The organism is Pseudomonas sp. MPB23 (assembly GCF_046605395.1).
In the GTDB taxonomy this organism is placed as follows: domain Bacteria; phylum Pseudomonadota; class Gammaproteobacteria; order Pseudomonadales; family Pseudomonadaceae; genus Aquipseudomonas.
Genome location: NZ_CP176771.1, coordinates 127,391 through 148,933 on the forward strand (window position 1 = coordinate 127,391; position 21,543 = coordinate 148,933).

General features: G+C 64.5%; 15 protein-coding genes. 9 read left to right on the top strand and 6 right to left on the bottom strand.

Annotation, left to right across the window (positions count from 1 at the left end):
* Window positions 1-36 precede the first annotated feature (36 nt).
* The 4 genes from cobJ to cobG are packed head-to-tail and all read right to left on the bottom strand — an operon-like array spanning window position 37 to window position 4,370.
* Window positions 37-1,674: a precorrin-3B C(17)-methyltransferase gene (gene cobJ, locus ACLH0J_RS00545; protein WP_411390444.1), complete on the bottom strand. Its 1,638-nt coding sequence runs from the start codon at window positions 1,672-1,674 to the stop codon at window positions 37-39.
* Complete coding sequence (locus ACLH0J_RS00550; protein ID WP_411390445.1) at window positions 1,674-2,405, bottom strand: precorrin-2 C(20)-methyltransferase; 732 nt, start codon at window positions 2,403-2,405, stop codon at window positions 1,674-1,676. The genes cobJ and ACLH0J_RS00550 overlap by 1 nt, the downstream gene beginning before the upstream one ends.
* A complete protein-coding gene (locus ACLH0J_RS00555) occupies window positions 2,405-3,031 on the bottom strand; it encodes a precorrin-8X methylmutase (RefSeq protein WP_411390446.1) in 627 nt (208 codons plus the stop codon). The genes ACLH0J_RS00550 and ACLH0J_RS00555 overlap by 1 nt, the downstream gene beginning before the upstream one ends.
* Window positions 3,024-4,370 carry a precorrin-3B synthase gene (gene cobG / locus ACLH0J_RS00560; protein ID WP_411390447.1) on the bottom strand — a complete coding sequence of 449 codons (1,347 nt, stop codon included), beginning with the start codon at window positions 4,368-4,370 and terminating at the stop codon, window positions 3,024-3,026. Before cobG ends, ACLH0J_RS00555 begins: the two co-directional genes overlap by 8 nt.
* A gap of 38 nt (window positions 4,371-4,408) precedes the next feature.
* Here cobG and cbiE point away from each other — a divergent pair, with 38 nt between their 5' ends.
* A complete protein-coding gene (cbiE, locus tag ACLH0J_RS00565; RefSeq protein ID WP_411390448.1) occupies window positions 4,409-5,614 on the top strand; it encodes a precorrin-6y C5,15-methyltransferase (decarboxylating) subunit CbiE in 1,206 nt (401 codons plus the stop codon).
* Complete coding sequence (locus ACLH0J_RS00570) at window positions 5,611-6,330, top strand: cobalt-precorrin-6A reductase (RefSeq protein WP_411390449.1); 720 nt, start codon at window positions 5,611-5,613, stop codon at window positions 6,328-6,330. The genes cbiE and ACLH0J_RS00570 overlap by 4 nt, the downstream gene beginning before the upstream one ends.
* A 50-nt stretch (window positions 6,331-6,380) precedes the next feature.
* Here the strand turns inward: ACLH0J_RS00570 and ACLH0J_RS00575 are convergent, their stop codons facing one another.
* On the bottom strand, window positions 6,381-6,635 hold the full coding sequence (locus tag ACLH0J_RS00575) for a DUF6124 family protein (RefSeq protein WP_411390450.1): 255 nt from the start codon (window positions 6,633-6,635) through the stop codon (window positions 6,381-6,383).
* Between the two features lie 618 nt (window positions 6,636-7,253).
* On the opposite strand from ACLH0J_RS00575, the gene ACLH0J_RS00580 reads away from it, so the two are divergent.
* The 6 genes from ACLH0J_RS00580 to ACLH0J_RS00605 all read left to right on the top strand — a co-directional run bounded on the left by ACLH0J_RS00580 (window position 7,254) and on the right by ACLH0J_RS00605 (window position 12,614).
* A complete protein-coding gene (locus ACLH0J_RS00580) occupies window positions 7,254-7,541 on the top strand; it encodes an addiction module antidote protein (RefSeq protein ID WP_078833060.1) in 288 nt (95 codons plus the stop codon).
* A 97-nt stretch (window positions 7,542-7,638) separates the two neighbouring features.
* On the top strand, window positions 7,639-8,034 hold the full coding sequence (locus ACLH0J_RS00585; RefSeq protein ID WP_411390451.1) for a DUF2946 domain-containing protein: 396 nt from the start codon (window positions 7,639-7,641) through the stop codon (window positions 8,032-8,034).
* 48 nt (window positions 8,035-8,082) lie between these two features.
* Window positions 8,083-8,565, top strand: coding sequence for a copper chaperone PCu(A)C (locus tag ACLH0J_RS00590; RefSeq protein ID WP_411390452.1), 483 nt, complete (start codon window positions 8,083-8,085; stop codon window positions 8,563-8,565).
* Between the two features lie 52 nt (window positions 8,566-8,617).
* Window positions 8,618-8,965 (top strand): DUF2946 domain-containing protein, encoded by a 348-nt coding sequence (locus ACLH0J_RS00595; protein ID WP_411392757.1) that lies wholly within the window; start codon window positions 8,618-8,620, stop codon window positions 8,963-8,965.
* A 93-nt stretch (window positions 8,966-9,058) separates the two neighbouring features.
* A complete protein-coding gene (locus tag ACLH0J_RS00600) occupies window positions 9,059-11,119 on the top strand; it encodes a TonB-dependent copper receptor (protein ID WP_411390453.1) in 2,061 nt (686 codons plus the stop codon).
* 112 nt (window positions 11,120-11,231) lie between these two features.
* Window positions 11,232-12,614, top strand: a complete 1,383-nt coding sequence (locus ACLH0J_RS00605) for a PepSY-associated TM helix domain-containing protein (protein WP_411390454.1) — start codon at window positions 11,232-11,234, stop codon at window positions 12,612-12,614.
* Window positions 12,615-12,634: 20 nt separating this feature from the next.
* Here the strand turns inward: ACLH0J_RS00605 and ACLH0J_RS00610 are convergent, their stop codons facing one another.
* Window positions 12,635-19,882, bottom strand: a complete 7,248-nt coding sequence (locus tag ACLH0J_RS00610; RefSeq protein WP_411390455.1) for a DUF4329 domain-containing protein — start codon at window positions 19,880-19,882, stop codon at window positions 12,635-12,637.
* 317 nt (window positions 19,883-20,199) lie between these two features.
* Between ACLH0J_RS00610 and urtA the strand changes: the two genes are divergently transcribed.
* The gene (gene urtA / locus ACLH0J_RS00615; protein ID WP_010563386.1) at window positions 20,200-21,465 is read left to right on the top strand and encodes an urea ABC transporter substrate-binding protein; all 1,266 of its coding nucleotides are present in this window, start codon (window positions 20,200-20,202) and stop codon (window positions 21,463-21,465) included.
* Window positions 21,466-21,543 lie beyond the last annotated feature (78 nt).

A 21,543-nucleotide genomic window follows, 5' to 3' on the forward strand; every position in this document is an offset into this window, starting at 1 on the left:
GTTACGCGGAGCTTTCCGGCCGCTGCCTGTGCGTTTTCAGCCGGCGGGTTTTTCGCCGTACCAGCGCGGCGTGTACACCCACTCACCGCCACCGGCACGGGGAAACGTGCAGGTGGTGGACGAGCCGATCAGCACCATGGTGCGCATGTCCACCTGCTCTGGCGTGAGTTGCCCCAGGGTGGTGACGCGCAGGGTCTGGCCGAGGCGGCCAATGTCGCGTCCAAGCACCACCGGTGTGTCGGCCGTGCGGTGCCGGGCGACGATCTCCAGGGCGCGCCCCAGTTGCCACGGCCGCGCACGCGAGATCGGGTTGTAGAACGCCAGGGCCAGGTCGGCCCGGGAGGCGAGGTCCAGGCGCGTTTCGATGATCGACCACGGCTTGAGGTTGTCCGACAGCGACATCACGCAGAAGTCATGCCCCAACGGCGCGCCGGCCTGGGCGGCGGTGGCCAGGGACGCCGAGACGCCCGGCAGGATTTGCAGCTCGACCTGATGCCACGCCGGGTCGCTGGAGTCGTGCAAGGCCTCGATCACCGCCGCGGCCATGGCGAACACGCCGGGGTCGCCGGACGACACCACCACCACCGAACGCCCAAGGGCTGCCAGTTCAAAGGCGTGGCGAGCGCGTTGCATCTCTTCGCGATTATCGGTGCAGTGCTGCACCTGATCGTCGCGGAACGGCCCGGCCATGCGCACATAGGTTTCATAGCCCAGCACATCGGTGCAACGCGCCAACTCGGCCTTCACCGCCGGCACCATCAAGTCGGCGGCGCCAGGGCCCAGGCCGATCACGGCGAGGCGGCCACGGGCGCGGCCGACGTGCGCGACGTCCAAAGGCTGTTCGGCCACGGTGATGACGATGTCCGCCTCTTGTTCCACGGCGGCAAAGCGCAGCGGCACCGCCAACGCCAGTGCCGCTTCATGCAGCGATGCGTCGGCCATCTGCGTGTCGCTGGCCAACAGGCACGCCAGGGATTGCACGGCGAGGCCGGCGTCGCGTAACGCCGTGCGTACGCGCTCGGCCAACTGCGCACCCGGCTTGCAGGTCACGCACACCGTCTTCGGATAGATCAGCAATTCGTTGGCAGCGGGCACACGCTCGACACTGCTCACGTGAATCGATAAATGCGCTTGCTGATCCTGGGGCAAATTCACTTGATCCAACCACGGCGCTGCCCCTTCGATACGCACGGACTCGCCGGCCAGCAGGTCGGAGACGAAGCGCTTGCCCAGTTCCAGGTCAGCCAACTCATAGCCCGCCGGCGGGTTGAGCAGGCAGGTGCCGAAACGCAGCTCGCCGCTGGTGGTGATCGCCGCGCGCACGTCCAATGCCGCAGCGATTTCACGCGCCATGCCGTTCACCCCGCCCAGGCCGCCGAGTAACGGCACCACGGCGCTGCCGTCTTCAGCCACGGCCAGCACGGCGGGTTCTTCGCCTTTTTCCAGCAGCAGCGGCGCCAGGGTGCGGATCACGATACCGGCGGCGCACAGCGCGATCAGCGGCGTGCCTTGCTGGTAAAGCTGGCGCAGGGTCGCGCCGAATTCGTTGTAGGTGCGGTCGGCCCCCTCAACCCGGCCGGCCAGACCGTGGATCAGCGCCCCGGGGTAAACCTGCTGGATCGTGCGCGCGGTGGCCAGGCTGCCCTGGCCCAGAATGACAATCGCCGGGCTCATCAACCTTGCCACCGTTCACCGGGCACGATGATCAGCGAGAAGTACGGTGAGGACATCGGCTCCACCTGATCCAACGGCACGATTTTCTGGTTGGCCATGGTTGCGCGCTCCACATACAGCGCGCGCTCGGCCAGGCCAAGTTCTTCCAGTACCTGGCGCACCTTGGGGAAGTTGCGCCCCAGTTTCATGATCACCGCCGCATCGGCATCCGCCAGGCGGCGCTTGAGGTCGTCATGGGGCAACACGCCCGACAGCACCGACAGGCTCTGGTTGCGATACACCAGCGGCGCGCCGAGCACCGAAGCGCCGCCGAGCATCGAGCACACGCCGGGGATGACCTGGGCTTCGTAGCGTTCGGCCAGACGGTCGTGCAGGTACATGTAGGAACCGTAGAAGAACGGGTCACCCTCGCAGATCACCGCCACATCGCGGCCGGCGTCCAGGTGCGCGGCCACGTCGAGGCTGGCGCTGTCGTAGAAGTCGCTGATCACTTGTTCGTAGGACAGCGGCGCCGGCAGGGCTTCGGTGGTCACCGGATACACCAGCGGCATCAGCGTCTGCTGGGGCACCAGGTGGTCCTCGATGATGCCGAAGGCGTTGCCCTTCTTGCCCTTGGCCACGAAGTACGCCACCACCGGCGATTCGCGCAGCAGGCGCAGGGCCTTGAGGGTAATCAGTTCCGGGTCGCCGGGGCCCACGCCCAGGCCGATCAAACGTCCGCGTGCCGGCATTATTCGACCTCCGTGGCGAGGGCGTTGACGGCCGCGGCGGCCATCGCGCTGCCCCCCAGGCGCCCCTGCATGATCACGAACGGCACGCCACGGCTGTCAGCGGCCAGCATCGCCTTGGATTCGGCGGCGCCGACGAAACCCACCGGAAAACCGAGGATCAACGCCGGTTTCGGCGCGCCGGCGTCGAGCATTTCCAGCAGGTAGAACAAGGCGGTCGGCGCGTTGCCGATCACCACCACGCTGCCTTCCAGGTGCGGGCGCCACAGCTCCAGGGCCGCGGCGGAACGGGTGTTGCCCAGCTCGCGCGCCAGCTCGGGCACGCTGTCGTCGCGCAGGGTGCAGATCACGGCGTTATTGGCCGGCAGGCGCGCGCGGGTCACGCCCTCGGAGACCATCCGCGCATCGCACAGGATCGGCGCGCCGGCGGCCAGTGCCGCGCGCCCGGCCTTGCCCGCGCCCTCGGAAAACTGCAGGCCGTCGATGGCCTCGACCATACCGCACGCATGAATCACCCGCACCGCGAGTTTTTCCAGGTCGACCGGGATGCGCTCCAACTTGGCTTCCGCGCGAATAATGGCAAAGGAGTTGCGATAGATCTCCTGACCGTCGCGGATGTAATCAATCATCGGTGTGGCTCCGTGGGTGAGCGCGCAGCAGGGCGCTCGCCGCTTCAATGGAAAGGGTGCGCGCGTGCAGCCGGCCGAAACCTGTGTGGGCTGCGTCGCGAAAATAGAGGTCATAGCGGCCGGGGCTCACCGCCAGCAACGTGACCGGCGCCACGTGCGCGGCAGCGCAAGAGCGCGGGCAGCCGGACAGGTGCACGGCGTGGCCCGGTTGCAGGGCGGCCAGTTGCAGCGCGTCGGCCTTGGTGTCGGCCAGGGCTTTGCCGCAGCCGCTGGAGCCGGTGCAGGCGATCAAGCGCGCCAGGGGCTGGTCGCGGGTGCAGAGGAAGCCCAACTGCGCCAGCCCTTCGGTCACGGCGTCGGGACGGCTGACGTTGGGGAGCAATACGCCCTGCCAGGGTGTAAAGCGCAACGTACCGTCGCCGTACTCACTGGCCAACCGCGCCGCGCCCCGCAGCGTGTGCGAATCCAATCGACCCAGGGGCGCGACGGCGGCGACGTAGACCTGATCCTGCTGGCGCTGTGGATAACTTCCCAGGTGCAGTAAAGCGCTACTGGCCGGGCGTTTGAAGCCATCCGCCGAGAGCAGCGGCAGGCTCAGGCCGCTCAGGAAGTTATCCACAGCCAGGTGGCGCATACGGGTTTGCGTCGGGGTTGCCAGGTCGAGAAACCGCTCCAGCACCGCCACCACCAAGGCATGGCCCAGCTCCAACGGCACGGCCGCCAGTGGCGCATCCCGCCCCGGGCAACCGGCGAGGCCGAACGCCAACAGGGTCTGGCCATCGCGCTCGAATGCCGACAGCCACAGGTCATGGTGATGTTCGAGCATCGCCAGGGCTTCACCGCCATCCAGTTGCACGGCGAACTTGGCCGACAGCTCATGAAAGCGCGGATTATTGTCCAGCGTGGCGAGGATCTGCGCGGCCAGCGGGCGGGTGTCGAACAGCATCTGCGGGTCGATACCGGCGCTGGGGCTGAGCATCAGGTTGCGGACGTCGTCACCGGCGGCGTTACGGGGGCCCAGGCCGGCGGCCAGGAGCCGTGCGATCAAGGCGTCCTGCTCGGCGCCGATCCCACGGATCTGCAGGTTGGCGCGGTTGGTCGCCTCGATCACCCCGCCGGCATAGGCCTGGGCCGCGTCCGCCACGGCGTTGGCTTGCGCGGCGCTGATCGAGCCGCCCGCCAGTTTGATCCGGCAAATGCCGCCGTCCAGCGCCTGGACGATACGCAGCAACCCCGGACAAGCCGAGGGGCGCAAGGTGTTCAGAGCGGGCGTTGGGTTCACGGGGCTACCGGTTGGCGGGTCAAGGCGCGGTATTATGCCTGCTTTGTCCGGCGGCATGAAAAGCCTGCCCGTCGGATGTCGCTCAAGGAATCCATATGTCGCCCTGGCTGACGGTTGTAGGCATCGGTGAAGACGGCTTCAAGGGCCTGGGCAGAAATGCCCGGCACGCCCTGTTGCGCGCCTCGCGGATCATAGGTGGCCAACGCCAGTTGGACCTGTTGCCACTGTGCATTGGCGGTGAGCGCCATGTGTGGCCGAGCCCGTTTTCCCTGGAACCGGTATTGGCGCGGCGCGGCGAACCGGTGTGCGTGCTGGCCAGCGGCGATCCGATGTTCTATGGCGTCGGTGCCAGTTTGGCGCGACAAGTGGCGGCTGAAGAGCTGCTGATTTTGCCGGCGCCTTCGTCGGTGTCGTTGGCCGCGGCGCGCCTGGGCTGGCCGTTGCAGGACGTGGTGAGCTTGTCCGTGGTGGCCCGGCCCCTGGCGGCGCTCAATGCCCATCTGGCCAGCGGCGTGCGCTTGCTGGTGCTGAGCAATGACGGCGGCAGCCCGGCCTTGATCGCGGCGTTATTGGCAGAGTCCGGGTTTGGGCCGAGCCGGTTGACGGTGTTCGAACACCTGGGCGGCGCGCATGAGCGGCGGATCGACGGATTGGCTGACGATTGGCAGCACGCGCGTGTCGCCGATTTGAATCTGGTCGCCATCGACTGCCTGGCCGCCCATGACACACCCCGCCTGTCGCGCTTGGCCGGGCTGCCGGACTCAGCCTTCCAGCACGACGGCCAACTGACCAAACGCGACGTGCGCGCCATGACCCTCGCGCGCCTGGCGCCGATGCCCGGCGAACTGCTGTGGGACGTGGGCGCGGGCAGCGGCTCCATCGGCATCGAATGGATGCGCGCGCATCCGAGCTGCCGCGCCCTGGCGATCGAGGCCGATGCCGGGCGCCAAGGCCTGATCGAACACAACCGCGATGCCCTCGGCGTGCCCGGTTTGCAACTGATTCGCGGCAAAGCCCCGGCCGCGTTGCTAGGCCTGGAAGCACCGGACGCGATCTTCATCGGCGGCGGCGTGACCCGCGAGGGCGTGCTCGACACCTGCTGGCAACACCTACGCCCCGGCGGTCGGCTCGTCGCCAATGCCGTGACCCTGCAAAGCGAAATGACCCTGATGGCCTGGCGCGCCGAACACGGCGGCGAACTGACCCGTATCCACGTGGCCCAGGCCCAGCCGCTGGGCGAGTTCGACACCTGGCGCCAGGCACTGCCGATCACCTTGCTGGACGTGGTCAAGCCACTATGAAACGTATCCTGCTGCTCGGCGGCGTGACCGAAGCACTGGCCATTGCGCGAACACTGGGCCCGGAGCATATCTACAGCCTCGCCGGTGTGGGCCGCGTGCCCACCGATCTGACGTGCCAGGTGCGTGTGGGCGGCTACGGCGGCGTTGAAGGATTGGCGCAGTTCGTTCGCGATCAACACATCAGCCTGATCCTCGACGCGACCCATCCCTATGCGGCGCAGATCAGCCGCAATGCCGCCGAGGCTGCAAGGGCGTGTGGCGTGCCGTGCTGGGCGTTGCGCCGACCGGCGTGGCAGCCGCAGGCGGGGGATGACTGGCGTGAAGTGAATGATTGGGCCGAGTTGATCGCCGCGTTGAAACCGTTCAAGCGCCCACTGTTCACCCTGGGCCGCGAGCCGTTGCAGCACCTTGAGGAAATCCCCGCCGAGCAATTCTGGACCTTGCGCGCGCTGGATGTGTATCCGGGGAATGAGCGTTGTGAAGTGATCGGCGCGCGTGGGCCGTTTCTGGTCGACGACGAGCGGGCGTTGTTTGAGCGGCGGGGGATTGATGTGCTGATCAGCAAGAACAGCGGCAGCACGGCCACCGAGCCTAAGCTTGAAGTGGCGCGTGAACGGGGGGTGCCGGTATTGGTGTTGAAAAGGCCGGTGTTGGCTGGGGTGGATCGGGAGTTCACCACAGTGGCGGCGGCCTTACAGGCAATCCACCCTCGCTGAACAACACCGGTTCAATGTGGGAGCAAGCCCCCTCCCACATTTGAACTGAGTTACTCGTTACTCGCGGCTAAAGTCTGTTCGACCCAGTCATGCACCCGATCAGCCAACAACTGCGCCAGCTCGATCAACTGCGCAACACCCAGCAACTCTTCTCGTTTCGTTCCTTCCAGATCAAAGGCCAGGTCGCAGCTCAGCGCATTGGCCGAGGCGAGTGTTTCGCGGAGGTTGACCAGCAGGTCTTCGGTGTCGATGCCATCGGCCACGGTGAACAGCCGGACGGGGGGATTGGGGGTGGGTTTAATCATTGTGGGGCTCCTTAATCTAAGTGGAGCTGCCACTGATCGCCGCGACGCGATGGGGGGTGGCAGCTGTACGCAGGTTCGCGGACCGGAGATCAAGGAAGCCGGCATACCCGAAGGTATCCCGCGCACAGCCACCATAGCGCCGCACAGTAGACGATAAAAAAGCGTCAACTTAAAGCAGGCCATGCTCAATCAATCCGGGCCGCGACGCCCGACCGCTACATTTGCAGCGGTGTACGGAGACTAGGGACCGAGTGTCCTAGGGGCAACCTCAAATCCTTGTCGGAGGTTTCTGCTCGTAGGAATAACCAGCCAAACAGCTAGCTAGTTGGCATCCCTCTAAAAGACGAATCTACCTACCAACACTTCCGAACCAGCTGGCTGGTTCAGCTAAAAGCCCCCGCCCTAACCTCCCCTCTCGCGGTTTTGCATCAGCATCCGCGAGAGGGATGCGCTGTTTTCACAGCGCGTCGCAACTTGCCATTCTGTATCCCAAGGGATACGATCAAAAATGATTCGCTTCATGAGATCAGCCCCGATAGGTGGCGATAAATCAACGCAAAAACGCGACATCCTGCGCGCTAAACAGATGGCAGATGAATTTGAAAAAAGGAGTGAGTCATGACTGAATTTAGAAATTTCGACATAGCAGAACACCTAAAAACACCGGAGGACATGGCCGAGTATCTTGAAGCTTCTTTCGAAGAAGACTCCGGCGACGGATTACTTATTCGTTCAGCCCTCAACAATATCGCCCGCGCCCAAGGCATGACCCAAGTAGCCCGCGACGCCGGTCTCGGACGCGAAAGTCTGTACAAAGCCCTCTCCAGCACTGGTAATCCTGAGTTCGCGACTATCATGAAAGTCATGAAAGCGTTGGGCCTCAAGCTTCATGCCACAGCGATCTGATAGCACTGCGACACCAAACCACACCGCCTCTTTTTACTTATCCCCCCCGATCAGGCTAAATACGCCCCTGATCGTTTAACCCTACGGATTGTCCGCCATGGCCCGTCAACGCTTCGCAATTGCCTGGATCGCCTGCCTTGCAGTGCTGTTCAATGCGTTTGCCATGCCGTTGGCCAGTGCGATGCAGCCGTCCCAGGACCCTGTGCAGCAATTGCTGTGGGGCAGTTTTTGTTCGGCCAATAGCGCCAGCCTGAAGACGATCGCCCTGGGCAAACTGGACCTTCCGGCACCGCAGCAGGACGAGCATTCGGCCATGCAGCATTGCTGGTGCTGCTCGGGCTCGCCGTCGCTGGTGGCGTTGCCGGGGCATGTGCCGCAGTTGTATGTCACGCGTTTCGATGCATTCCAGAGCCTGCCGCCCCCTTCATTGGCGTCCCCGACACCGCGCCAGCAATGGCCGAGCCTCAACCCCCGCGCCTCTCCAACGGTCTGATGTTTCTTCGCAAGTGAACTGCGTTTAGAACCGTTCTGGAGAACTGCCATGCTCAAATCTTCCCTGCTTCTGGCCGCGTTGCTGCTGCCGGTGTTCAGTGCTGCCCATGCCGCCGACTACAAGGCCGGCGACCTGTTGGTCAGCGATCCCTGGTCCCAGGAGTTGCCGCCCAACGCGCCCACCGTCGCGGCGTACTTCGTGATTCATAACACCGGGCCAACCCCCGACCGCCTGCTCAGCGCCGACACCCCCGTGGCGGACAAGGCCGAGTTGCATGAGCACGTGATGCAAGGTGCGCTGATGAAGATGCAGCAGGTGCCCAGCGTTGCCGTGCCAGCCAAGGGCGACTTGACCTTCGCGCCCATGGCCTATCACGTGATGCTGCTGGGCCTCAAGGACCGCAGCGTGCTGGCCGACGGCAAGCAATTCCCGCTGACGCTCACCTTTGAAAAAGCCGGCAAGGTCGAGGTGCAAGTCTCGGTGCAGAAAGCGCCGCCCATGACCGGCCACGAGCACATGCACGCTCAGTAAGCCAACCTCGATGGGCGCCCCTCGCGCCAGGTCAGTTCCACGCCGTCGCCTGATGCGCGGCAGTTGGATCAGCCTGTTCGCCATGCTGATGATCTTTATCGGTCCGCTGATTTCCCAAGCGATGCCGATGGATCATCACGCCGGCATGTCCATGGACATGCCGAGCTGCCATGGCGAACCGCAACCGAAAAAATCCCCCGACGAACACCACGTTCTCTGGGAAAAGTGCGGCTATTGCAGCCTGCTGTTCAGTTGCCCGGCCCTGCCCGGCAGCGTGGCCTTCATCCCCCTCGGCGCGCCACCGCCGGCCAACGCCCTCCCCCCCGCCCCGCGCCTGGGCCATGCCCGGCAGAGCATCTTCCCCGGCGCCCGCAGCCGCGCGCCGCCCAGCCTCTCGTAAACACTTAACAGCGTTACTTCACCCCGGCCGACTTCAGATAGACAGCCGCAGGCTGCTGGCCGTGTTGTTTACGATTGATTGATGGAATTTGTCATGTCCAGGTTTTCTGCTGATACCCGTTTGGGCTATACCCCCGTGCTCGCCGTTTTATGCGGCGCACTCCTGGCGCCCCAGGCCCAGGCTGACGAGACTGAACTGAGCCCCACCGTGATCACCGCGATCGCCCCCAGCTCGCCGCTGACCGTGACCACCAACCCCAAAGACCCGCGCCAACCGGTGCCCGCCAGCGATGGCGGCGATTACCTCAAGACCATCCCCGGCTTCGCCCTGGTGCGCAACGGCGGCACCAATGGCGACCCGGTGCTGCGCGGCATGTTCGGTTCGCGCCTGAATATCCTCACCAACGGCAGCATGATGCTCGGCGCCTGCCCCGGCCGGATGGACGCGCCCACTTCGTACATTTCCCCGGAAACCTACGACAAGCTCACCGTGATCAAAGGCCCGCAAACCGTGCTGTGGGGGCCAGGCGCTTCCGCTGGCACGGTGCTGTTCGAGCGCGAACCGGAACACTTCGGCGAGCTCGGCACGCGACTCAACGCCAGTGTGCTGGTCGGCTCCAACGGGCGCTTCGACAAGGTCATCGACGCCGCTGCCGGTGGCCCGCTGGGCTATGTGCGGGTGATTGGCAACCAGGCCCACTCCGACGATTACAAGGACGGCAACAACGACACCGTCGCCTCGCGCTACGACAAGTGGAATGGTGACGTCGCCGTCGGCTTCACCCCCGACGCCGACACCTTGCTGGAACTCACCGCCGGCCGTGGCGATGGCGAAGCGCGCTACGCCGGACGCAGCATGGACGGCTCGCAGTTCCTGCGCGAAAGCCTGGGGCTGCGTTTCGAGAAATCCAACATCGGCGAGGTGCTCGACAAGGTCGAAGCCCAGGTCTACTACAACTACGCCGACCACGTGATGGACAACTACAGCCTGCGCACGCCGTCCGGCACAGGGATGATGGCCGGACCCATGGCCTCCAACGTCGACCGCCGCACCCTCGGCGCCCGCATCAAGGCCACCTGGCGCTGGGCCGATGTGCAGTTGATCGGCGGCCTGGACGCGCAGACCAACGAGCACCGCCAACGCAGCAGCATGGGTATCGATACCTACAAGGATCTGCCCAGGGTCAAGGACGCCAACTTCCACAACTACGGCGTGTTCGGCGAACTCACCTGGTACGCCGCCGACCGTGATCGCCTGGTCACCGGTGCGCGCGTGGACCGCGCTTCCGCCAGGGACTTCCGCCAGACCCTCGGCTCCGGCATGAGCGCCCGCGCCAACCCGACCGCCGACGACACCCGCGCCGATACGCTGCCCTCCGGTTTCGTGCGCTATGAACATGACCTGGCCGACACCCCCACCACGGTCTACGCCGGCCTGGGTCATTCGGAACGCTTCCCCGACTACTGGGAACTGTTTTCCCCCAACACCGGCGCGGTCGGTTCGGTGAATGCCTTCGACGGCGTGAAGCCAGAGAAAACCACCCAGCTCGACTTCGGCGCGCAATACAAAACCGCCGACCTCGAAGCCTGGGCCTCGGGCTACTTCGGCCAGGTGCGTGACTTCATCCTGTTCGATTACCAGACCGGCATGATGGGCACCACCTCCCAGGCACGTAACGTGGATGCGCGGATCATGGGCGGCGAACTCGGCGCGGCCTACAAGCTGACGCAAAACTGGAAGGCCGACGCCACCCTCGCCTACGCCTGGGGCAAGAACAGCAGCGACGGCAAGGCGCTGCCACAGATGCCGCCGCTGGACGCGCGTTTCGGCCTGACCTACAGCGAAGACGACTGGAGCGCCGGCGCGCTGTGGCGCGTGGTCGCCGCGCAAAACCGCATCGACCAGAACAAGGGCAACGTGGTCGGCAAGGACTTCGGCAAAAGCGGCGGCTTTGGTGTGTTCTCGCTGAACGGCGCGTACCGCATCAATAAAAACTTCAAGGTCAGCACCGGCGTCGACAACCTGTTCGGCAAAGCCTACGCCGAGCACTTGAACCTGGCCGGCAACGCCGGGTTCGGCTACCCATCCAACGACCCGCAGGCCATCAAGGAGCCGGGGCGCACGCTGTGGACCAAGCTCGACATGAGCTTCTAAAAGCATCGGGAGCAAGCCCCCACAACTGGTATGCATTCCAAATGTGTGTGGGGCTTGCTCCCGATAGCGGTGTAACTGACTCAAAAAAACTCAAGCCTTGCGGAACACTCTGATGACCACTCAAAAAGTTTCCTTCTACAACCTGGCCTGGCGTTGGCATTTCTACGCCGGCCTGTTCGTCGCACCGTTCATGGTGCTGCTGGCCCTGACCGGCATCATCTACCTGTTCAAACCCCAGCTCGACCCGCTGATGTACGGCGACCTGCTGACCGTCCCCGCCGCCGAACACACCCTCAGCGCCGACGCGCTGTTGCAACGCGCCCAGGCGGCCTTTCCCCAGGGCAAAATCAGCAAATACCTGCCTCCGGTCGACGCCACCCACAGCGCGCAGTTCGTGATGCACGACGGCGGCCGCGAAGTGACGGTATTCGTCGATCCGTATCGCGGCACCGTGCTCGGCGAGCAGGACGCGAAAAACAACCTGCAAGCCATCGCCCGCGCCCTGCATGGCGAGCTGATGATCGGCACCCTCGGCGACCGCCTGATAGAACTCGCCGCCGGCTGGGGCGTGATGCTGGTGGTGTCCGGCCTGTACCTGTGGTGGCCGCGCGGCAAGTCGGCGGCCGGGGTGTTGTGGCCGCGCTTCAATCGCCGTGGCCGCGTGTTCTGGCGCGACCTGCATGCGGTCGTCGGTTTCTGGGGCGCGGCGTTCCTGCTGGCGATGCTGCTCAGCGGCATGGCCTGGACCGGCTTCTGGGGTAAGCAATACGCCGAGCTGTGGAATCGCTTTCCCGCCGCTATGTGGAACAACGTGCCGCAGTCCGACCAGCAGGCGCGGGTGCTCAACACCGCGACGCAACAGACCGTGCCCTGGGCCCTGGAAAACACGCCGATGCCGATGTCCGGCGACCACGCCGAACACATGAAGCACGGCGCGATGCACACCGCCCCCGCCGCACCCACCGTGAGCCTGCAACAAGTGGTCGACCTGGCTACCTCGCGCCAGGTCGAGCCCGGCTACAGCATCACCTTGCCCACCACCGCCTTGGGCGTGTTCACCGTCTCGGTGTTCGCCGACGACCCACGCAACGACGCCACCTTGCATGTGGATCAGTACAGCGGCAACGTCCTCGCCGATGTGCGTTGGGTCGACTACAACGGCGTGGCACGCGCCACCGAGACCGGGGTGATGCTCCACGAAGGCAAGCTGTTCGGCTGGGTCAACCAACTGATCGTGCTGCTGATCTGCCTGATGATCCTGCTCAGCGCCGTGAGTGGCGTGGTCATCTGGTGGAAGCGTCGCCCCCAGGGCGGGCTGGGGGTCCCGCCGTTGCGCCATGACTTGCCGAAGTGGAAAACCGCGATGGCGATCATGCTCGGGCTGGCGATTGTTTTTCCGTTGGTGGGCGCCTCGCTGATCCTGGTGTGGGTATTGGATCGCCTGGTCTTCGCACGTTTTTTCAACCCGCGTTCGCCTGCCTCGGGCTCCGCCTGAAGCAGACGTGCGGCAGCGGTTTACAGCTCGTCGCGATCGCGCAGTTGCAAGGGCTCGTCCGTCTGTGGCTCATCGGTCCGTATCCCGTTGCGGCTGTCGGTTTGCATCTCGGAGAACAGCCCTTCGCTGTGCCAATAGGCATCGCGGTCGAGCACAGACAACTGACCAACGCCAGCCAGTTGGTCGAAAAACTCAATGAGTTTGAGGTTGGGCCCCGACGCCATCAGTTGGTTTTCCAACGGTGAAAAACCCGGCACGTATTTGAGCAGCGCGCCGCCACGGGTCACCAGGTACAGGCTCGTCGACGCCTGTCGCTGGGCCTTGAGGATGCGGATGAAATCACTCAGGACCGACAGCTCGATAAAGTGGCTGGCCAGCGCTTCATCCCTGGACGCCTCACTGCCGGCGGGCACCTTGTCTCTATAAATCAACTGCGCGCCGATCACCCGGTAGAGGTCCGGAAAATCCGGAAAAGGCGCCGGCCCGCCGACCGGCCGCGAGATCGGCTGCACCGGCCCGGACGGCCCGGTGTAGAACAGGCGAAACAGACGCGTGGCGTCCAGCCCCGGCCACAACGGCAGCGTGGTGATGAAAGACGAATCGCTTGGGTTGGCCAGCACCGCGGCGACATAGTTGTGGCCCATGCGCGTGGACAGTCGACGTTGCACGTAGCGGGCGGCATCGTCCGCGTGGGAGAACAGCGGGCCGCAGCCCATCGGGTAATCGACAAACCCCTCTGCGCTGCCTGGCTTCCACTCGGGCGTGATCCGCCGCGTGCCGGCCCACACCGAGCCCTCGACCAACACGTCGAGGTTGCCGTGTTGCGCCAGGTCACGCACATAGTCAAGCACGCTGATGTTGCCCTCGTGCAGCTTCTGGCGCAGCGTCGGGAAATGGCTGCGCGAATCCATCATTTCTTCAGTGTCCAGGTACTGATAGCGGATCAACGCCCCCTCCGGGCAGGACACGTACAGCGACAGGGTTTTGCCCTTCACGCCACGGCGTGAGAAGCGAATGCCGTTGTCGATGTCCAGGGGCGAATGGAACGTCCGCTCATGGGGATCCTGCCCCGGTGTCAGGTTCTGGAGCGCGGCGCACAGATAGAGGCCTTCCAGCACATAGCCCTGGGGCAACAGGCCGTTGGGGAACACCTGCGTGTACTTCCAATAACTGCCGCGCACCAGCGGCATCGTCACCATGTACTGCTCTTTGCGCGCGGCCTTGAACACGTAGCCGAACTGCAGCGCGCTACCGTATTGGCACTGCTCGTGGGCATAACGTACGGCCGCCTCTTCCTGGGCGAACACCGGGCTGAACGCTGGCTCCGCCTGGGCGCTTTCAATCTCGATCGCCGCCGCGCGATAAGCGTTGGGGACAAACCCCAGGACCAACCGCGGCGCGCCCCAGACCTTGCTGCCCTCCACCACGCGCAAGCTGCCGGCCTCGCTCAAGCGCCGTACGAACGCCTCCGGCTTGAGCTCTCCGGCACGAATCTGTTGCTCGAGCCTGTTCTCCAGGCGGTCCTCCCGTACCAGGTTCAAGGGCCGCAACTCGTCCTTGAGCGCCTTCTCCAGTGCCGTGTCGCTGCGGCTGTAGCTGAGGATGCAACCGTCGGAGCCGAACAGGTACTCGCGGGTCAGGTGGGTGTCGGCGACGGCCAGCGCGGCGCCGATCACTCGGGTCGAGAGCATGTTGCGGTAGATGTCCCGTTGCGTGGCGTCCAGGGCAAACGGCAGTTCGCGACCGGGGCTTGAGCGATAGCGCGCCACCAGGGTATGGGCCGCCGGAAAGCCGCCCAGGCCCACGATTTCATCGGGAAAAATCCAGGTGTGATCGAAGTCTTCGCTGGGCACGCTCACCGGTTCGGTGGCGACGAACAGGCCGTCGGGACGTTTGAGAATCAGGCCGCCGAACAGCCGTCGGGCATTGGCGGCCGTGAGCCGGGAACGCGCATAACGTGCGGCGTCGTCCTGATCGTTGAACACCGGCCCCAAACGGCGGCGGTTGAAATGCGCGTAGGGTCGCCATTGCGCAGCGTCTTTGCTCACCGCGCCCCGGCGATCCCAGCATTGGCTGGAGTACAACACCGTCAGGTCGCCCGATTGCGCCATCGCCGTCACGTAACGGCGAATATCCAGGGTGCCGCTGCGCAGGCGCATGCCCTGCACGCTGACTTCCTCGCCCTCCTCCCCGCCGCTGAACAACGACGTTTCGGCTGGCTGATAGCGCAACAGCGCGCCTTCAAGGGTCGACAGATACACCGGCAACACGCCGCCGGCCGAGGCGCGCGGCAGATAGCGCACGTCTTGCTCGGCGCGTTGCAACCGCTGCGGCGTGGCGAAGAATCGGGTCAGCCAGGCCGCGGTGGACGGCAGGCCGCTGGGCAGCCATTGCTGGGAATAGAGCAACCCGGCCATCACGAACCCATGGGTAAAGTCACCGCCATTCAAATAGGCCGCGCCGAGGGATGAATCACTCAACCATCGGCCGGACGCCTGAGGCGCCAGTTCGCTGACCACGTACTCGTTTTTTTGCGGGTGCTTGAGCAGGTACGCGGTGTACCCCTCGATATCCAGGTTGCGCCCATGCCCGCGCACGTGGGCGTTGATCGCCGCCGCGTCGAGGGTTTTGAACACGGCACTCAGCGCCGGGGTTTGCGGTGGGGTTTCGGCGTAGTCGAAATTCGGCGTCCAGTCGTCGTAGACCCGCAGGCGTGGCCCCCACAACCGCGTGCGCGCAACCACCCGCAATTCGCCCGCATCCGCCAGGCGCGTGACGATGTTTTCAGGCTTGAGCGCGCCGCGTTCCAGGCGCCGGTAATACCCATCGACGCTGGGCTCGCGCGAGGTGTTGGCCAGCACCAATGCTTCATTCTGCGAACCGCTGGGGATATAGCAGATCAGGCTGTTGGGTGAGCCGCTCAAGTACGCGGGCAGCCCGGAGCGGATCACCGAGCGGATGTCCCGGTCGCTGAACATCGTCGCGCTGATTTCCAGGTCGGTCATGCTCCAGCCCAGTCGCCGCCAACGTTCCAATTCATCCTGGGACAGCGGCGGGTGGGAACTGTAGCGCGCATGGATGACATGGCCGGCCGGCGGTACCAGCAACCCGTTGCCCGGCGCCGACAGCAGCAGGTCACCGGCAAATCCGTCGCCGTGCACACGCACCGGTTCAGTGAACACGAAGCGCTGGTCGGGACGCCGCAGGATGTAGCCGGCATAGATCGCTTCGCGCCGCACGCCGATGCGCTCGTGGGCATGCCGCGCGGCGTCGTCGGCACTCAGGAAGGTAGCGTCGACCGTCGCACTCTTGGTGCCCAGCGGCAGGGTTTCACTGGCGTACAACAAGCCCAGGGTGTTCCACAGCCGACCGACCTGCAGCACGGTCAGCTCGCCCGCGTGAATGACCCGCTGCACGAACGCCCGGGGTGACAGCGAACCGTCCATCAAGGCCGCCTGGTTACCGTTATCGGTCACCGTGCCGTCGGCGGCCACACTGAACAGCTCGCTGGCCGCGCCGGGGGCGGGCGCTTGCCACTGCAACAGCGCCTTGTCGGCGGTGTGCAAGAACAGTTTCAAGCCCATCCCGGCCATCTGCAGGCCCTGGGTGGAGGCCGCCTGGTTCATCGCCGTGACCAGTAGCTGTGGGCTGACAAAGCGCTTGTACAGCCAGGGTTCGGTAGCGGGCAACGGCATGTCGGCCAGTGGCGCAGGGGCGTAATAAAAGCCCACCAGGCGGTAGTTGGAGGGCAACCGGGGCTGGCCGTTATCGCGCAGCGGGAACAGCCCGGTCAGCGAAGCGCCCAGGGCGGTGGGCTCGGTGGCGATATAGGTCGACGAGGTCAGGTGCTTGAGCACAACCCCCTGATAGCCGCTCTGGCGCAAGCGCGCCACAACGTTCAAGGCCACCAGCACGGCCGCCTGCGCAGTGCCTACCGCCGGGGTGAAAAACGGTTGTTCCTGCACGTCGCTGACCGGACTGCGCAAGGTCCATCCCTGGGAGACTTTGCCGCGCACACCGCCCCACACCGGCGACGGTACCACCACACGCAGTTCGCCGGCTTGCGCCAGCCGCCAGACCGCCCCTTCGAACGTGCTGAACTCGACTAACGGCACCGTGCCCAACAGTTGGGCCTTGAGGTTGGCTTCCTCAGCCGAACCGCTGCTCACGTACTTGAGCAGCGCGTTCGGTGCCCCCGACAGGTAATGCACCCGCGCGAAGTCGCGATGGGTGATGGCGAACACCTGGTCGGCATTGGAGTAAAAACTGTTGAACAGCTCGACCTGATCCGCCGTGAAGCTGGGGTTGAACTGTTTTATCGGCCCATCGTTGGCCGGATGGGAGTGATAGAGCCCATGGCATTCATAGCCATCAGGTGCGATGAAGTCGTCCTCATCGTCCCGCGCCAGGATCGTGCCGAAATCGAACAGCGCCTGGTCGCCACTGACCGGCGGCGTGGCGAAGTAACGGTTGCCACGCTTGAGCACGAGGCCGCCATACTCTCTGTCGCGGCGTGTGCCGATCTGGTTGTGCGCCCAACGGGCGGCGTCATCGGGGGTGATGAAGGACGGCCCCACCACCACCGGCGGGATGTTGGAAAAGGGCCGCCAATCCGCTGTGACGACCCCTTCCCGATCCCACACCCGGTTGGTGGCGAGCACCGTCAGCACACCGGCGGCGGCGACTTTCAAGACAAATGCCTGCGGCGTGAGACTGCCGTCGAGCATGGCGGAGTCCGTCGCGGCGGCGTCGCCGGTGAGTTCGGTTTCGGCGCCCGAATAGGAAAACTGGTAACGCAACAGCGCCCCGCCTGCGCTTCGCTGATACAGCCCCAGCGGCTGATCGGGCACTTGCAGGTTAGCGATCAGGCCCGCCTGTTGGGCCGCGCTGGCCAGACCCAGCGCCGGGAAAAAGCTGCGATAGAGCCAGGGTTGATACACCGCCACACGACTGCGCGCGGTGGGCGGCTCGCAATAGAAACCGACGATGCGGTGTTCGTCCGGCAGCCGGAAATTGCCATCGGCGTCCGTGGATAACAGGTGGGTCACATAGAAGCGTGGCTCATTGCGTACCTGGGCACAGGTCGCCACGAATTCGTCCTTGCCGTCACGCTTGAGGATCAGCCCCAAGCGCCAGGCATCCCTGCCGCCAGTGCTGCCGTCCACGCCCGCCTCGATCGCCTCGGTTATCTGCGTGCAGACCTGCGACAACAGCGGCAAGGCGGCCGTCGTGGGCTGGACAAACGCGGTGTAGGGCTGCCAATGCGCCGGCACCACGCCCCGCGAGCCGCCCCAGACATCACTGGCAATCACAAAACTCAGCTCGCCCACCGAGGCCAATACCTTGATATCCGCTTCGAGCGAGCCGTCATAGGCCACGGGCGGCACCGACAACGTGCCCCTGCGCCATTGCTCGACGCGTGCTTCCAGCGCCGAGCCGCTGGGCTTGTAGCGGATCAGGGAATTGTCCGGGCCCGACAGGTACGACAGCGGGAACGACTTGCGGTCGTGAATATCGGCGACCACATCGCCGATGGAGAAAAAGTTCACGAACGCCTTGACCTGCTGCGCGGTGAACTGGGGATTATGCTCAGCCACACCGGTATGGATGGCCGGGTGCGAATGATAGAGCCCCGTCAGCCGATACCCGGCCGGCGCGAGCATCGAACCGTCGGCCGCGCGGTTGAGGAGGGTTCTGACATCGAACACATCACTGCCGCCACGCCGCGGTTCGGTGGCAAAAAAGTAGCCGTGCAGGTTGCGCAGAATCACGCCACCGTACTCGACATCACGGCGCGCGCCAATCTGCCGATGGGCCCAGAACGCCGCATCGTCGGGTTGAATGAAAGCCGGGCTCAACGGCGGCAAAGGCACCCGCGCCGGGCCGGTGACCGGTCTGCTGGGCAGCGTCGGCCTTGACCGCGCCTGGAACGGTACCCAGTCAGTCTCGACCACTCCCGCCACGTCCCACAGCGCACTGGTTTGCTCGACACTCAGCTCGCCCGCATCGGCCACCCGAATCACATACTGACGCGGGGTCAGCGTCCCCCTGTCCAGCGCCTGCTGATTGCCCTGGTCGGACACTACGCCCGCCTCATCCACCCTGAACAATTGGCTTTCCGCCGGCGAGCCGCTGAACCGGTAGCGCAGCAGCGCATGGTCCTGAGTGCGCATATACAGCGAAATCCCCAACGCCGAGGTCGGCGCCTGCTGGTAACGACGGGCCTTGGCGATGTACGCCGCCAGCTCGCCGGGGCTGAAGAATTGCTGGTACACCTGGGGTTCCCGCGTGGGGATCTGCGCCGCCACCGGCTGCGACACAAAGAAGAAACCGTGCACATGAAACCCCTCCGGCAACAACGGCCCGCCGGGCAACGAAGGCAGACGCTGATCGGCGGGCACATGCTCGCCAGCACCCAGGGCCAGGGGCTCGGTCGCGACGAACGCGTTGCGCTGTTCATGCTTGAGCAGCACGACCATTTGGCGAACATCCGGTTGGCGCCGCATACGCGCTTGCGCAAAGCTCAACGCCCTGGCCACATCCGGGTACAGCGGGCCACAGGCAACCGTGTCCTGGGTGGCGGTCAGCGGCAGATAGGGTTGCCAGCGCTCATCGATAACACCGGTCGCGCCGCCCCAATCGGCATTGGACACCACCAGGGACAAACGCCCCACTGCAGCCAGCTTCTTGATGACGCCTTCCAGCGTGCCATCGTGACCGTGCTCTGGCAGGGCCGTCCTGACGTCATCGATCCAGTCGACCAATTGCCGTTCCGCCGGAGAGCCACTGGGCTCGTACTTGAGCAGCTCACCATTGGGTCCCGATAAGTAGGCGACGACCAGCGCCCGCCCCTCGTAGTGATTGAACACAACATCGCGATCAGAATAAAAGCCGTTGAAAATACGCACCTGGCGTTCGGTAAGCCGGGGGTTGGCGCTCTTCAATGCGGCAAATCGCTCGGGATGGGAATGCAGCCCGCCCACCAACTGGTAGCCGGGCGGATCAACAAAGGCGTTACCGGCGCCCCGCTCCAGCAACTGCTCGAAATCAAATGTGGCCGCTCTGCCCGGGACCGGCTCAGTGGCAAAAATCCGGCCGTCCGAGCGCCTTCGCAGAATCACACTGCCGTATTCCACGTCGCGCTTGTTGCCAATGCGCTCATGCACATAACGCGCGGCGTCGTCTGCACTGATAAACGCCGGACTGTACTGAAACTTCACACTTTTCGCGGCAGCGGCGCGCGCCTCTCTGGATAAATTCTCTTCCATGACATCACCTCGATCACATTTATCGCGGGTGCGCAGAACGCACCGAGCTCGCAGAACGCAAGCCGTTGAGAAGCGTCCTCCCATCCCGCGACCGCCGGGCGCTGCATAGTTATCGAGGCCGTTCAACGCCCTGGCACTCTTTGAGCGCATTGCCTGCACCAATGGCATCCAAACGCCCACTCTTGGTGCGGGTTCGCGCCAACCGTCGCATCAACGCCCACCAAACAGGGCATGCGGCCATCGGGCACAGCCTTTGCTATGTCCTCTTCAGTGTTCAGCTCTGCCCCTCGAAAAATAACGTTCACGGAGACCGCACCATGAAGCGTCGCAGCTTGATCAAGGCTTTCACTCTGTCGGCATCCATTGCCGCCATGGGCATGACCTGGACCCTCCAGGCCGCCGAGACCATCAAGGTCGGCATCCTGCATTCGCTGTCCGGGACCATGGCCATCTCCGAAACGTCCCTCAAGGACATGGCGCTGATGACCATCGACGAGATCAACGCCAAGGGCGGGGTGAACGGCAAGATGCTCGAACCGGTGGTGGTCGACCCGGCGTCGAACTGGCCGCTGTTCGCCGAGAAAGGCCGGCAGTTGCTGACCCAGGACAAGGTCGCCGTGGTGTTCGGCTGCTGGACTTCGGTGTCGCGCAAATCGGTGTTGCCGGTGTTCGAAGAACTCAACGGCTTGCTGTTCTACCCGGTGCAATACGAAGGCGAAGAGATGTCGCCCAACGTGTTCTACACCGGTGCAGCGCCGAACCAGCAGGCGATCCCGGCGGTGGAATACCTGATGAGTGAAGACGGCGGCGGCGCCAAGCGCTTCTTCCTGCTCGGCACCGACTACGTGTACCCGCGCACCACCAACAAGATCCTGCGCTCGTTCCTGCATTCCAAAGGCGTCGCGGACAAAGACATCGAAGAGGTCTACACCCCGTTCGGCCACGCCGATTACCAGACCATCGTCGCCAACATCAAGAAGTTCTCCGCCGGCGGCAAAACCGCCGTGATCTCCACCGTGAACGGCGACTCCAACGTGCCGTTCTACAAAGAGCTGGCCAACCAGGGCCTCAAAGCCACCGACGTACCGGTGGTGGCGTTCTCGGTGGGCGAAGAAGAACTGCGCGGCATCGACACCAAGCCGTTGGTGGGCAACCTCGCGGCGTGGAACTACTTCCAGTCGGTGGAAAACCCGGTGAACAAGAAGTTCGTGGCGGACTGGAAAGCCTATGCCAAGAAACACAACCTGCCGGGCGCGGACAAAGCCGTGACCAACGACCCGATGGAAGCCACCTACGTGGGCATCCATATGTGGGCGCAGGCGGCCGAGAAAGCCAAGTCCACCGACGTCGACAAAGTGCGTGAAGCCCTGGCCGGCCAGACCTTCAACGCACCGTCGGGCTTCACCCTGACCATGGACAAGACCAACCACCACCTGCACAAGCCGGTAATGATCGGCGAAATCCAGGCCGACGGGCAGTTCTCGGTGGTATGGCAGACCCAGGAACCGATCCGCGCCCAACCCTGGAGCCCGTACATTCCCGGCAATGACAAGAAGCCGGACTACGCCGTGAAGAGCAACTAAAGCCCCACTACAGACCCATGTGGGAGGGGGCTTGCTCCCTCCCACATAAAGCCGGTCCGTGCATGATCAGGACATTTT

Coding starts and splice junctions, on each gene's coding strand:
- cobJ (WP_411390444.1), bottom strand. CDS start 1,674: ATGAGCCCGGCGATTGTCATTCTGGGCCAGGGCAGCCTGGCCACCGCG.
- ACLH0J_RS00550 (WP_411390445.1), bottom strand. CDS start 2,405: ATGCCGGCACGCGGACGTTTGATCGGCCTGGGCGTGGGCCCCGGCGAC.
- ACLH0J_RS00555 (WP_411390446.1), bottom strand. CDS start 3,031: ATGATTGATTACATCCGCGACGGTCAGGAGATCTATCGCAACTCCTTT.
- cobG (WP_411390447.1), bottom strand. CDS start 4,370: ATGCCGCCGGACAAAGCAGGCATAATACCGCGCCTTGACCCGCCAACC.
- cbiE (WP_411390448.1), top strand. CDS start 4,409: ATGTCGCCCTGGCTGACGGTTGTAGGCATCGGTGAAGACGGCTTCAAG.
- ACLH0J_RS00570 (WP_411390449.1), top strand. CDS start 5,611: ATGAAACGTATCCTGCTGCTCGGCGGCGTGACCGAAGCACTGGCCATT.
- ACLH0J_RS00575 (WP_411390450.1), bottom strand. CDS start 6,635: ATGATTAAACCCACCCCCAATCCCCCCGTCCGGCTGTTCACCGTGGCC.
- ACLH0J_RS00580 (WP_078833060.1), top strand. CDS start 7,254: ATGACTGAATTTAGAAATTTCGACATAGCAGAACACCTAAAAACACCG.
- ACLH0J_RS00585 (WP_411390451.1), top strand. CDS start 7,639: ATGGCCCGTCAACGCTTCGCAATTGCCTGGATCGCCTGCCTTGCAGTG.
- ACLH0J_RS00590 (WP_411390452.1), top strand. CDS start 8,083: ATGCTCAAATCTTCCCTGCTTCTGGCCGCGTTGCTGCTGCCGGTGTTC.
- ACLH0J_RS00595 (WP_411392757.1), top strand. CDS start 8,618: ATGCGCGGCAGTTGGATCAGCCTGTTCGCCATGCTGATGATCTTTATC.
- ACLH0J_RS00600 (WP_411390453.1), top strand. CDS start 9,059: ATGTCCAGGTTTTCTGCTGATACCCGTTTGGGCTATACCCCCGTGCTC.
- ACLH0J_RS00605 (WP_411390454.1), top strand. CDS start 11,232: ATGACCACTCAAAAAGTTTCCTTCTACAACCTGGCCTGGCGTTGGCAT.
- ACLH0J_RS00610 (WP_411390455.1), bottom strand. CDS start 19,882: ATGGAAGAGAATTTATCCAGAGAGGCGCGCGCCGCTGCCGCGAAAAGT.
- urtA (WP_010563386.1), top strand. CDS start 20,200: ATGAAGCGTCGCAGCTTGATCAAGGCTTTCACTCTGTCGGCATCCATT.